11 protein-coding genes are annotated in these 12,807 nt (G+C 69.0%); 9 read left to right on the plus strand and 2 right to left on the minus strand.

Features of this window, described 5'->3' with window-relative positions; genetic code table 11:
- Positions 1 to 489: 489 nt before the first annotated feature.
- Together KZI27_RS04285 and KZI27_RS04290 are read right to left on the minus strand one after the other, a co-directional pair.
- Positions 490 to 1,788, minus strand: coding sequence for a PP2C family protein-serine/threonine phosphatase (locus tag KZI27_RS04285; protein ID WP_222659459.1), 1,299 nt, complete (start codon positions 1,786 to 1,788; stop codon positions 490 to 492).
- A 46-nt stretch (positions 1,789 to 1,834) separates the two neighbouring features.
- The gene (locus KZI27_RS04290) at positions 1,835 to 2,557 is read right to left on the minus strand and encodes a CPBP family intramembrane glutamic endopeptidase (RefSeq protein ID WP_222659460.1); all 723 of its coding nucleotides are present in this window, start codon (positions 2,555 to 2,557) and stop codon (positions 1,835 to 1,837) included.
- Positions 2,558 to 2,743: 186 nt separating this feature from the next.
- Here KZI27_RS04290 and KZI27_RS04295 point away from each other — a divergent pair, with 186 nt between their 5' ends.
- From KZI27_RS04295 to KZI27_RS04335, 9 genes are all read left to right on the plus strand, one after another.
- Positions 2,744 to 4,159, plus strand: coding sequence for a polysaccharide biosynthesis tyrosine autokinase (locus tag KZI27_RS04295; protein WP_243692487.1), 1,416 nt, complete (start codon positions 2,744 to 2,746; stop codon positions 4,157 to 4,159).
- A gap of 77 nt (positions 4,160 to 4,236) precedes the next feature.
- Positions 4,237 to 5,121: a hypothetical protein gene (locus tag KZI27_RS04300; RefSeq protein WP_222659461.1), complete on the plus strand. Its 885-nt coding sequence runs from the start codon at positions 4,237 to 4,239 to the stop codon at positions 5,119 to 5,121.
- A gap of 7 nt (positions 5,122 to 5,128) precedes the next feature.
- A complete protein-coding gene (locus KZI27_RS04305; RefSeq protein WP_222659462.1) occupies positions 5,129 to 6,595 on the plus strand; it encodes a sugar transferase in 1,467 nt (488 codons plus the stop codon).
- Between the two features lie 201 nt (positions 6,596 to 6,796).
- Positions 6,797 to 7,402, plus strand: coding sequence for a WecB/TagA/CpsF family glycosyltransferase (locus KZI27_RS04310; protein ID WP_222659463.1), 606 nt, complete (start codon positions 6,797 to 6,799; stop codon positions 7,400 to 7,402).
- Entirely contained in the window at positions 7,395 to 8,492 is a 1,098-nt protein-coding gene (locus KZI27_RS04315; protein WP_222659464.1) for a glycosyltransferase family 4 protein, read from the plus strand. Before KZI27_RS04310 ends, KZI27_RS04315 begins: the two co-directional genes overlap by 8 nt.
- A 1-nt stretch (position 8,493) precedes the next feature.
- On the plus strand, positions 8,494 to 9,603 hold the full coding sequence (locus KZI27_RS04320; RefSeq protein WP_222659465.1) for a glycosyltransferase family 4 protein: 1,110 nt from the start codon (positions 8,494 to 8,496) through the stop codon (positions 9,601 to 9,603).
- Positions 9,596 to 10,462 carry a glycosyltransferase family 2 protein gene (locus KZI27_RS04325; RefSeq protein WP_222659466.1) on the plus strand — a complete coding sequence of 289 codons (867 nt, stop codon included), beginning with the start codon at positions 9,596 to 9,598 and terminating at the stop codon, positions 10,460 to 10,462. Before KZI27_RS04320 ends, KZI27_RS04325 begins: the two co-directional genes overlap by 8 nt.
- Entirely contained in the window at positions 10,459 to 11,760 is a 1,302-nt protein-coding gene (locus KZI27_RS04330; protein WP_222659467.1) for a hypothetical protein, read from the plus strand. Before KZI27_RS04325 ends, KZI27_RS04330 begins: the two co-directional genes overlap by 4 nt.
- A 98-nt stretch (positions 11,761 to 11,858) precedes the next feature.
- A complete protein-coding gene (locus KZI27_RS04335; RefSeq protein WP_222659468.1) occupies positions 11,859 to 12,806 on the plus strand; it encodes a glycosyltransferase family 4 protein in 948 nt (315 codons plus the stop codon).
- Position 12,807 lies beyond the last annotated feature (1 nt).

Raw genomic sequence — 12,807 nt, forward strand, 5'->3', positions numbered from 1 at the left:
GGTCGACGGTCGGCGACCGGAGCTGGTCTCCGTTCGACTCATGGGGACTGACGACGTGGCCGGGCATCAGCGGCGGGAGCGGAACCGGTGGTGGCTCTGGTGCGCCGGCGGGTTCGTCCTGTCGCTCGGGCTGCTGCTCGTGCTGGGACGGTGGTTCGCGGTGAGCGCCGGGGTCCTGGGCGGCTGGTTCGTGCTCGCGACGTCGGCATGGTCACTTCCCGGTGGCCGTCCGCGCCTGGGCCGCCCCGTCGCCACGTTCGCGCTGTCGACGATCACGCTCATCGGAGCGAGCTTGCTGGTCGGTGCCATCGTGCCGAACCGGGGCGACGGTGACCTGCGCGTCGAGGGCATCGTCCTCGGGGCAGGGCTCACCGCGATCGGTGCGACGTGGGGGATCGTCGTCACGAAGCGGTCCTCGCGGCGGCAGGTCGATGCCGAGGTGGAGCGGTTCCGACGTGAGCAGGAGGCAGCGGTCGCGGACCGACCTCGTCAGGCTCGGTCCCGGCGCACCGGACGGACCGGCACCGCGGAGGCGTCAGCCGGGACCGGCGCTCGCCGGATCGCGATCACCGTCACGTCGTCGTCGTGCGCAATGTCCTCGGCCCGCGCGGACAGCGCCGCCACGAGCGCAGTGGGCTCGGACCCGCAGGCCCGCGCAAGGTCGGCCACCGCGTCGACGGTGTCCTCGCGCCCGCCGAACAGGTCGAGCACGCCGTCACTGAACGAGATGAGCAGGTCGCCGGCGTCGAGGAACCCCTCGGTCGTCGCCCACTCGTCGCGGAGCCCCATCCCGAGCGGGAGGTCGCTCGACCGGAGCCGGTCCACGGTGCCGTCCGACCGGAGCACCAGGCTCAATCCGTGGCCCGCGTCCGCCCACCGGAAGGTGCCGTCGGTCGAGATGCGCGCGTGGAACAGCGTGGTGAACGTCACGTCGGTCACGCTGGCCTCGGCGGCCAGCCCGTCGGCTGCGCGGAGGAGGGCCTCGGACGGGTCGTCCACGGTGCGGGCACTGCGGACCGTGGCGCGCACGGCCGCCGCGATGAGCCCGGCCCCGACACCCTTGCCCATCACGTCCCCGAGGGTGACGGCGATCCCGGTGTTCGTCTCGTACCAGTCGAAGAAGTCACCACCGACCGACTTCGCCGGCAGACAGGCGCCCGCCACCGCGACGTCGGCGCCCAGGTGGCCGGTCGACGTCGGGAGCAGGGACCGCTGGACGGTGGCAGCCCGCTCGATCTCCGCGCGGACGCGCTCCTCACCCAGCCGGGCAGCGCGGACGTTGCGCCGCGCTCGCCGCGAGAGCTCCTGCACGACCGCCGCGACCGTTCCGAACACGATGACGGTGACACCGAGGCGGACGAGCTCGCTCGCACCGGGGACGTTCGTCGGCGTCAGGAAGTAGGGCGCCATGATCACGAGCGTCACTCCCAGCGCCGCGTACACGACGGTCAGGCGCCCACGGAGGGACCCGCACCAGACGACCGGCAGGACGGCGAGCGAGGTGAAGACCGAGGCACCTGCGCCTGTGCTCGTCCGGAACAGCGCGATCGCCACGAAGTCGAGCACCAGCAACGCCGGCACGAGTCCGACGGCGTGGGGGAGCGCGAGTGCCAGGGCAGCAACGATCGTCGCGACCCCGGTGACCGCCAGGCTCCCGACGAACAGGCTGCCGTCCGTCACCTCGAGCGACGGCACCGTGATCGAGAGGACCGCACTGAGCGCCAGCAGCCCGCTGAGCGGAGCCTGCCGCGCGAGGGGGCTCTCGAAGACGCTGGTTGTGCGAGACATTCGAGGAGGACGTTACCGGTCGATGCGTCTGCCGGTGCGATCGATGTCAGCGCGGCCAGGTGAGCACGACGGCCACGGTGTTGAACAGGACGTGCGCCAGGACCGCCCCGCCGATGCGTCCGGTCATCGCGACGAGCGTCCCCGTCAGCAGACCGAGCACGAACGTCGTCACGAAGACCTCGAAGCCCGCGACCGACGACGCGGGCGTGCTGATCGCCAGGTGCATCAGCGCGAACGCGAACGCGGTCACCAGCACCGCCAGGAACCGCGTGCGCGGCGTCAGCTCGGCCGACAACCGGCGCTGCATGACACCGCGGAACACGATCTCCTCGAGCACCGGACTGACCAGGCACACCCCGATCGCCGAGACCACGAGCAGCAGCACGTCCGGCGTGCCGAGGGTCGGCTGCGGCGTCAGCCCGGTCACACCGAAGAACGCGACGGACAGCACGGCGTCGAGCCCGCGGCAGACGATGACGATGCCGATGGCCGCGACGGCATCGGCCCACCCGAGCCCGAGCCGCCGCACGAGGGCAGCCGGAGCGGACTTCCGGAGCACCCACCCGACACCGAGCGCGAGCGGGACCCACACGGCCAGGTCGGCGACCAGCACCTGCGCGACCGGGGAGGGCAGACCCCCAGTCCGGGCGACGCCCCCGACGATCCGGGACAGCAGCACGGCGACCAGGAGGGCGACCACGATGACCTGCAGGTCCCGCACCGCCGAGGGAGGGCGGGCGGCGGTCGGCGCGTCCGGTTCGGGCTGCATGTCGCCACCGTACGGGACGCAGAACGAGACTCGACGTCGCGCGACCCCGAGCGCGTCTCATCGGTGTGGCAGTATTTCCCTGCCGAACGCTGGGACGATCCCGGTCGACCTGCGACAGGGACTCTGCAGGGCGCGGCGACTTCCGGGGAAGGGTGCCGCGTGGAGCTACGCGACTACATAGCGGTCTTGCGCAAGGGATGGGTCTTCATCCTGGTGCTGGCACTGGTCGGGGTCGCGGCCGCGGCCGGCTTCTCCCTGGTGAAGAAGCCGGTCTACGCAGCATCTGCGCAGGTCTTCGTCTCCACGGAGACGTCCGGCAGCGCGAGCGACCTGGCGCAGGGCAACACGTTCACCCAGCAGCGCGTGCTGACGTACTCGAACCTGGTGTCGACGCCCATCGTCCTGTTGCCGGTCATCTCGTCGCTCAAGCTCGACATGAACGCCGACCAGCTCGCGACCATGGTGTCGGCGACGGCGCCGACGAGCACCACCCTCATCTCCATCTCGGTGGAGGGCACCGATCCGGTGCAGGCCGCGAACATCGCGAACGCGACCTCGCAGAGCCTGACCAACGTCGTTCAGGACATCGAGGCCACCGACGCGAGCGGCAAGAGCACGGTCAAGCTCACCCGCGTCAAGCAGGCGGACGTCCCGAGCACCCCGGTCAGTCCGAACGTGCCCGTCAACGTCGCACTCGGCCTGCTCGTCGGGCTCGCACTCGGCATCGGGATCGCCGTGCTGCGCGAGACCCTGGACAACCGTGTCCGCACCGAGCTCGACGTCGAGAAGATCAGCGACAAGCCGGTCATCGGCGGGATCGCCTACGACGCCAAGGCCGCCGAGCGTCCGCTCATCGTGCAGGTCGACCCCCGCAGCCCCCGTGCCGAGTCCTTCCGGACGCTCCGCACGAACCTCCAGTTCCTCGACATCGGCACGGGCGCTCGGACCTTCGTCATGACGTCGTCGATGCAGTCCGAAGGCAAGAGCACGACCGTGGCGAACCTCGCGATCGCCCTGGACAGCGCCGGCTTCCGGGTCATCCTGATCGACGCCGATCTGCGCCGCCCCCGCGTCGCCGAGTACATGGACGTCGAGGGCAACGCCGGCCTCACCGACGTGCTCATCGGTCGTGCCGACCTCGAGGACGTCGCACACCCGTGGGGGCGCGGCAAGCTCGTGGTCCTGCCCGCCGGACCGATCCCGCCGAACCCGTCGGAACTCCTCGGCTCGCGCGCCATGCAGGACCTGATCGAACGCCTCGAGCAGCAGTTCGACTACGTGCTGTTCGACGCGCCGCCGCTGCTCCCGGTGACCGACGCGGCGATCCTGGCGAAGAAGGCATCGGGCGCGATCATCGCGGTCGCCTCGGGCCACACCCACAAGGGGCAACTGGCGGCAGCCATCGCATCGCTCGAGAACGTCGGCGCCCCGATCTCCGGCTTCGTCATCACCAAGATGCCCGTCAAGGGTCCCGGCGCCTACGGGTACGGCCGGTACGGGTACGGCTACGGCTACGGCCAGGACGACGGCGCCACCGCATCGGTGACGCCGCCGAAGCAACCCGGCAAGAAGCTCGGCGTGCTCCGTCGCGCCGGACGCTGAACGGAGCCGCGACCATGAAGACCCGCCGGGGGACCCGAAGCCTCGGCCGCGCGCTGCCCCGAACCACACTCATCGTGGTGGCGGCAGTCGTGGTGGTGCTGGTCGCGATCGACGTCGTGCTCGTCTCCCTCGCCCTGGGGCGCACCGCGCCGGAGCAGAACGGGCCAGCGGGCCCGATCCCCACGTTCACGAGCACACCCGACACGACCGAGACGCCGCGCGCGAGCGCGTCTTCTGACGCAGACTCCGCAGCCACCGCTCAGCGGGGGCGGCGTCTGTTGGCAGCCGTGGACGACCGGGAGGCATGGCGTGCGTCCGGCGGGTCGTGCGGCGGCCCCCGGCCGGTGCTGGAACACACCGTGGACGGCGGGTCGACGTGGGTCCCGGTGGGACTCGGGACGGATGTCGGATCGCTCATGGCGATCCGGGCCTCCAGTGCGGAGCTCTCGATCCTGGCGGGCGTCGGTGATGACTGCACCACGACGGCGCGGACCAGCACCGATGCGGGCGTGACGTGGAACGCTGGGACACCCGGCGCCGCAGGCGCCGGGATCAGCACCGACGGTGTGGTGCTCGCGAGCGGGACGATCCAGGCCCCGTGCGCGGACCCGATCGAGGCGTTCCAGGGGGAGCGGACGTCGGTCGTGATCTGCGACGGACAGCTCGAGTGGCGGGCCGGCACGGACGCCTGGGTGGACGTACCGATGGGCGGCGTGCGCTCGATCGCGGTCGACGGTGGCGAGTACACCCTGGCCCGCGTGGACGTGGCGTCCTGCTCCGGCGTGCAACTCGTGACCATGCCCGCGGCGGACGTGACCCCCAGCACCGCGGTTTCGCCGGTGGGCTGCGCCGAGGGTGCCGACTCCGACGGCACCGTCACGATCGACCGCGCCGGACAGGACGTGTGGCTGTGGGACGGCGAGACGGTCAGGGTCTCGAGTGACGGCGGTGCGTCGTGGTGATGCGACCATGACGGCGGACGCGCTCCGCGCACCGAGCGTGGTCGGGGCCGGTGACGAGTGGAGCCGCTCGTACTCGCGCCGGGTGCTCATCACGGATCTGCTGGCGCTGATCTGGGTGGTCTTCGGCGTGCAGATCGCCTGGCTGGGGATCGAGTCGAACCTCGCCACCAACACCGCGGACCTCCGGCTCAGCTACTCGGCCATCTCGATCGTCGTGATCGTGGTGTGGATGAGCGCGCTCGCCCTGTACGACACCCGCGGTGCGCGAGTCATCGGCGTCGGGAGCACGGAGTACCGCCTGGTCGCGGACTCCAGCGTGCGGGTGTTCGGACTGCTCGCGATCGCGGCGTTCCTGCTGCACGTCGATCTCGCCCGCGGGTACGTGCTCATCGCCTTCCCGATCGGGATCCTGGTGCTGCTGTTGTCCCGGTGGATGTGGCGGCAGTGGTTGGTCGCCCAGCGTCAGCAGGGTGGGTTCTCGGCGACGGTGCTGCTGGTCGGGTCACCGGCGAGTGTGCTGCACATCGGCCGAGAACTCGCTCGTTCACCCGAAGCCGGGTACCGCGTGGTGGGTGCCGTCGTGTCGACCAACCAACGCGGGCCGTTGTCGGGCTCGACGATCCGGAGCCACGGCGGGTTCAATGACGTCGGCTCGGCACTGCGCGAGACCGGTGCCGACACCGTCGTGATCACGAGCTCCGACGACCTGCCGCCGGAGCGGGTCCGCGAACTCAGCTGGTCGCTCGAGCCCGGCCGGCAGCACCTGGTCGTCGCACCGAGCCTGACCGACATCGGAGGTCCGCGCATCCACACGCGGCCCGTGCAGGGGCTCCCGCTCATCCACGTCGAGACGCCGACGTACTCTGGGCGCAAGCTCTACACGAAGCGTGCCTTCGACCTGGTCGGTGCAGCGCTGCTCGTCATCGTCCTGTCGCCGCTGCTGCTCGTGCTGACCGCGCTGGTGAAGACCACCACTCCGGGTCCGGTCTTCTTCCGCCAGGAGCGAGTCGGCCTGAACGGCGGTACCTTCCGGATGATCAAGTTCCGATCGATGGTCGTCGATGCCGAAGATCGCCTGCAGGAGCTCAGCGCCCTGGACCGGGCGGAGGGGAACGACGTCCTGTTCAAGATGCGGAACGACCCACGCGTCACCCGGGTCGGTGGATTCATGCGGCGGTACAGCCTCGACGAGGTGCCGCAGCTGTTCAACGTCCTCGCCGGCAGCATGTCGCTCGTCGGTCCACGTCCTCCGCTCGCCCGCGAGGTCCTGCGCTACGACACGCACGTCCACCGTCGGTTCCTGGTGAAGCCGGGCATGACCGGTCTGTGGCAGGTCAGCGGTCGGTCCGACCTGTCGTGGGAGGATTCGGTGCGGTTGGACCTGTACTACGTGGAAAACTGGTCGATCCTCGGGGACCTCGTGGTGCTGTGGCGGACGCTCAAGGCGATCTCGGCGAGCCGAGGTGCGTACTAGATGGGCTCCGGAGGACGACTAGGCGCGGACGATGCGTCTAACCGAAGCCGCCGCGACGCCATCCTCGCCGTTCCCCGGGTCCGCACTGCCGGCGTGCCGTTGGTGGCGCGACCTGCACCGGAGGTCATCGATGGTCTCCGTCGGTGTGCTTCCGGTTTGCGGGGCCCCGGAATCCCGGTCCACTTCGTCAACGCTTACACGGTGTCGCTGACCTCCGACGCCCGCTACCTCGCGCTTTTCCAGTCGGGGGGACTGAACATCGCCGACGGGACCCCACTCGCTTGGATCGCCCGTCGCAGAGCGCCTGACGTCGCACACCTGCGTGGGCCGGACGCGTTCCGCGAGTTGCTCGCGTCCGATCCGAGGCACGGTCTGCGGCACTTCCTCCTGGGCGGAACCGAGGAATCTCTCGAACGGCTCAGACTCGCCGTGGCACGCGACTACCCCGACACGACGGTCGTCGGATCATTCAGTCCGCCGTTCCGGCCCCTGAGGCAGGCGGATCACGACGAGATCGACGTCCTGATCAAGGACGCTGGCGCGAACGTGGTCTGGGTCGGCATCGGGACCCCGAAGCAGGACTACGAGACGGTCCGCCTCGCGAAGGTGCACCCCGCGGTCGTTCTCGCCGTCGGCGCGGCGTTCAACTTCGTTTCCGGCGAGGTCGTCGAGGCACCGCTCCTGTGGCGTCGGACCGGACTCGAGTGGCTCTACCGGCTGGCTCGCGAGCCCCGGCGTCTCTGGGGACGGTACGTCTTCGGCAACATCACCTTCCTGTTCCTCGTGGGGAGGCGACTGCGTGGTTGAGCACACCGTGGTCGACGTGATCGTGATCAGCCAGGTGCCGCCGCCCGTGCACGGTTCGACGGTCATGACCAGGACCTTCCTGGAGATGCTGCGCACGACCGGACGACGGAGCCAACTCGTGGACCGGCGCTTCAGCAAGTCCGTCGACGAGATCGGCACGGCCAGTTTTCGGAAGGTACTCGGCGCGTTCTCGCTCCTGGGTCGACTGTGGCTGGCCCTTCGCCGCAGCCCGAGCGCTGACGTCGTGTTCTTCACCACGAACCGGCCACCGTCGTTCTGGGTCGACGTCGCCATGAGCGTCGTGCTCCGAGCGTTGCGCCGTCGCTACATCGCCTACGTCCACACATCTGGGTACGCGGACCTAGCCGGTGCGGGCACGGCACAGCGCCGCGGCGTGAGGCTGCTGCTCGGGGGAGCCGCATCGGTCGTCGTGCTCGGCACTTCGATGCGTGCGGACGTCCAGCGGTTCAGCAGCACGGTCCGCACCATCCCGAACACCGTGGCCGAGTCGATGCCGCCTGAGGTTCCAGCGGCGGCCGCTCCGTCGATCGTGTTCGTCTCGAACCTGATCCCGGGCAAGGGCGCGGACGAATTCATGCGCATCGCCAACCGGTGTCTCCGGGACGTACCCGCTGCACGTGCGGTCGTCGTGGGCCGTGCGCCGACCACCGAGTACGAGGACGAGTTGCGGGCCATTTTGGATTCCGACGTCCGAACTCGCGTCTTGTTCGCCGGCCCTCTGTTCGACGCTGATCGCGATGCCGTCGTCGCGTCGGCGTCCGTGCTCGTGTTCCCGAGCAGCTACCGGTACGAGGCCCAACCGCTGACCGTGTTGGAAGCGCTCCGGCTGGGTGTCCCCGTCGTGGCCTACGCAGTGGGGGGACTGGGAGATGTCATCGACGACGACGTCAACGGTTACCTCGTGGAGACGCGAGATCGGGAGGCTGCGGCCGATCGATGCCGCTCGATCATGACGTCGCCGGACCTCCGGACGCGACTGGGAGCCGGTGCTCGGGCAGTGTCCGAGGAACGTTTCGCTCCCGCTCGGTACGCCGCTGCTTGGTCCGACCTCCTCGAAGGACGTGACTGACGTGGCGGGTCGGCGCTTCGCGATCGTGCAGGAGTACGTGCCCGCGTACCGGGTGCCCCTGTTCACCCAGCTGGCTGCGGCGGTGGCGGCCGACGGCGACGAGCTGCTGGTCTATGCAGGCGACCCTGCCGGTGCGTTGGCGGAACGGCGGGACGGCGTCCAGAGCAGCCCCTGGCTCCGGACCATCCGGCAGCGTGAGTTCACGATTTTCGGCCGACGACTGGTACTGCGAGCGTTGCCCCGAGCTGTCTGGAGCGCCGATCTGATCGTGGTGGAGCAAGCACGTCGCAACACGGACGTCCCGTTCCTCCTGGCCTGGCCCCGAACCGCGCGGAAGACAGCGTTGTGGGGACACGGCGCTGATGTCGTCAAGATCCCTTCGCATCTCGAGCGGCGCTACAGCCGCCTGCTGCTCCGGCGCGCCGCGTGGCTCTTCGCCTACACGCAGGCAGGAGCGGACCGGGCTGTGGACGCCGGGATCAACCGTCAGCGGACAACCGTCCTCTGGAACAGCATCGATACCCGAAGACTCCGCCAGGATCTCGATGCGGTGGGACCAGGTCGAGCAGGCGTGTCACCGCGGGCTGCCTTCATCGGAGGCCTCGATTCCAGCAAACGGATCGAGGATCTCATATCCATCGGAGAGGCTGCACACGGACTCGATCCTGGATTCCGCCTCGTCATCGGCGGGGACGGGGAACTCCGCGGCATCGTCGAGGCGGCTGCGGAACGGTTCTCCTGGATCGACCACCGTGGCTCCGTGGCCGGGACTGACAAGGCCGCACTGTTGCAGGAGAGCGATCTGCTCCTGATACCCGGTCGTGTCGGTCTCGCTGCCATCGACAGCCTGGCGGCGGGACGGCCGATCGTGACGCTCTCGACGTCCCTCCACGGGCCCGAGTTCGAGTACCTTGAGCCGGGAGTCACGTGCGTCGTCACCGACGGTGTCCACGATGCAGCGCGGGCCCTGGTCGGGCTCTTCCACGATCGGCCCGCACTCGACGCGATGCAAGCACGGTGCCGGGAAGCTTCCCAGAACTACTCCATCGAGAACACGGTGCGCCGGTTCCGCGATGGATTGAACGCAGCGATCGAGGATGACCATGAATGAGTTGCACGTGATCGTGGCGAGCCACAACCGCGCCGCCACCACGCGTCGCGCCCTGTCATCGCTCGACGTCGCGGCTGCGGAAGCGGACCTGTCCTACGACGTGACCTTGTTCGACGACGGCTCGACCGATGAGACCGTCGCCGAGGCCACTGCCGCTGTCAAGAACCTCACGGTCCTCCGCGGAGACGGGTCAGCGTTCTGGGCACGTTCGATGGCCGCGGCCGAAGATGAGGTCCTCTCCCGTGATGACGTGCAGGACGGCGATTGGTTGCTGTGGTTCAACGACGACGTCGTCCTTACACCGTCCGGACTCAGGAACATGGTCGCGGCAGCATCCGCCTTGCCTGCCGGCGTCCTCGTGGGCAGCACCGTCGATGGTGTCTCGGGTCTGCTGACCTACGGCGGCCTGCGTAGGAGCGGGGTCCACCCGCTCGCCTTCGACCTCGTCGAACCACCGGCTGCTCCCGATGAGGGAGCGAAGGTGGACGCCTTCAACGGGAACGTGGTGCTGATGCCGGTGCACGTTGCTCGAACGGTCGGCGCGATCGACGGTGCCTTCAGTCATGCGTTCGCAGATGTCGACTACGGATCACGAGCGGTTGCGAAGGGTGTTCCGATCATCGTTGCCGGGGGCGTGGTCGGCTTCTGCAGCAGGAACCCGACCGTCTTGCACAGCTCCGCGGTCACTGCCTGGCGTGCGTACACCGGGCGCAAGGGGGCCGGTAATCCACGCGCCCTCCGCCGGTACCTCCGTCGACACAGCCCTCGCTCCTGGTGGTTCTTCTTCGCGTCGTCGTACGGTCTGTGGTGGATGCGCACCATCAGGCGCTCCCTGCGACCGAGGAGGGTGAGACCTTGACCACGCTGCTCTTCCTGGTCGTTGCGGTCATCCTCCTTTCCATCGCTGTCGGCCTCGTCCGGATGCACCCGCGGATCGTCTACTGGGTGGTCTCCCTCTACGCGGTCACCGCCTGGGAATACCCCAACTTCGGGACCATCGGGACGTTCGGGGGAACGACCATCACGCTCGGGGACGGACTGGCTGTCGCCCTGGTGGTCGCAGGGGTCCTCGACGCGCGCACGGCGCTCCGGCGTTTCCGGCCCCCTGCGCTCATCGCGGGAGCGCTGGTCATCGTGCTCCTCGCAGCTGCTCTCGCCCGGGGGATCGAGGAGTATGGTCTCGGCGCAGCAGTGAACGAATCCCGTGCCTTCCTCTACGTCCTCGGGATCCTCCTCTGGGCCGTCACCCGCCCATGGCCAACCGGCGAGATCGCGTACGCGCAGAAGTTCTTCGTGGTCGTACAAGGCGTCGGGTTGTGTGTCGTGGCCACCTACCACGTCATCCGCTACGGACTCGGGGGGACTGCCGACTTCGTCCTGGTCAACGGCGAACTCAACCAGACCGGTCGTCCGCTGGTCTCCGGACAGGCGCTGCTCCTCACGCTCTGCGCGATCCTGGCGTTGCGCGTATGGCATCAGGGAGGGCAGACCCGTTACCTGACACTCTCGGGTCTCTTCGTCGTGTTCGTGCTCATCAGCCAGCAGCGCACGGTCTGGGCGACCGCGATCGTGCTCGCGTTGCTGCTCCTGGCGCGTGGGCCCCGGAGCCTCCGGACCAAGCTGGTCGCGCTCGTCGGCGTGTGCCTCGTCGGAGGGGTCCTCGTCGTGGCCGCGCACTCGTCGATGAGCAGCGTCATCGACGAGTTCGCCGGTTCGGCGTCGAACACGGGGACGTACTCCGCGCGCCTGACGAGCTGGCTGGGGTTGATCGCCGAATCGGTCCAGGAAGGCCCGTTGACCGTGCTGTTCGGAGCCCCGTTCGGTCACGGGTATGCGAGGTTCGAAGGCGTCGGGAGGTGGGTCGTCTTCGCGCCGCACAACTGGTACGTGACGGTGTACCTCAGGGAAGGTCTGGTCGGGCTCGGCGCCATGTTGGTCATCTTCCTGCCCCGGGTGGTTGCGGGCCTCCGTTCGCAACGCGATGTGTTCCTCGAGTGCATCCTGGTGTGCTTCCTCCTGTACGGGTGGACCTACTCGTGGCAGTGGTGGACCTGTCTGCCCCTGGCACTCGCCTTCCTCGACCGCGCCTTCCCCGCACTGGCCGAGCCGGTCTCCGTTCCGGCGACCGCTTCCCGCCGGTTGCAGGAGATTCGTTAGTGGACGGGCTACGGGTACTGCACCTGCTCGGTGAGCTCAGACCGAGTGGCATGGAGCGGATGCTCGTGTCCGGGGCCCCCGGCTTCGCTGCCCTGGCCGTGCAGGGCCACGTCCTCGGCGTGGGGACCGACCACCCGTTCGCCGAGGAGATCAGGCGCGCCGGGTACTCCGTCACGACCACCGATCACCCCGCACACACCTCACCCGGGCGCCGGGTCCTGCGTCAGGTCGTCTCGGCATTCCGTCCCGATGTCATCCACATCCACACGGAACGGCGGTACTTGCAAACGGTCTTCTCCGTTCGCAAGGTCGACCGACGCGTGCCCGTCGTACGCACCATCCACAACGTGTTCGACGCGCACGGCCGATGGTTCGCGAGTCGGCTCCTGCAGGCGCTGATCGGCGACCGCGCACTGAGCGCGTTGATCGTCCCGAGCCCGGACGTCGCGCGCAATGAGAAGCGGTTCGGCCGGGATCCGCAGGTGATCTTCAACTGGGTGGAGGACCGCTTCTTCGAACTCGCCGGGAGCCGTTCCGGAGCCGGTCCGGACACGACGGGGCCGGTCGTGCTGGTCGGGAACTGCTCGCGCATCAAGAGCCATGGAGTCGCCCTCGAAGCGGCTCTGCTCGGGAATCTGCGCGTCGCCCACATCGGTTCCGAGGAGCATGCCGAACCCGCGGAGCGAGCGATCCTGGACCGACTCCAGCGCAACGGCCTCCTGGTCGCCCGTGGAGTTGCCGATCCGGCGGATGCGCTCCTTGCTGGAAGGGTGTTCGCCATGCCGAGTCGCCACGAAGGGATGCCCGTCGCCCTGGCCGAGGCGCTCGTCGTCGGGATGCCGGCGGTGGTGGCGGATGTTCCTGGGCTGCGCTGGGCGACCGGTGAGCCAGGTGTTGTGGCCCTTGCGAGCCGGGACCCGGCTGTATGGCTCGATGCGTTGCGTGGCGTCGCTGTCAGCGTGAGCGCTCCGACCATCGACTTCCGGGCGCGCAGAGGCACCGCCGAGTACGCAGCGGTGTACCGCGCTGCGGTGGAACGACGATGAG

The organism is Curtobacterium sp. TC1 (assembly GCF_019844075.1).
Taxonomy (GTDB): domain Bacteria; phylum Actinomycetota; class Actinomycetes; order Actinomycetales; family Microbacteriaceae; genus Curtobacterium.

Excerpts from the sequence above, each read along its gene's own strand:
- KZI27_RS04290 (WP_222659460.1), bottom strand. The coding sequence starts at position 2,557 with ATGCAGCCCGAACCGGACGCGCCGACCGCCGCCCGCCCTCCCTCGGCG.
- KZI27_RS04325 (WP_222659466.1), top strand. The coding sequence starts at position 9,596 with ATGAATGAGTTGCACGTGATCGTGGCGAGCCACAACCGCGCCGCCACC.
- KZI27_RS04285 (WP_222659459.1), bottom strand. The coding sequence starts at position 1,788 with ATGTCTCGCACAACCAGCGTCTTCGAGAGCCCCCTCGCGCGGCAGGCT.
- KZI27_RS04305 (WP_222659462.1), top strand. The coding sequence starts at position 5,129 with ATGACGGCGGACGCGCTCCGCGCACCGAGCGTGGTCGGGGCCGGTGAC.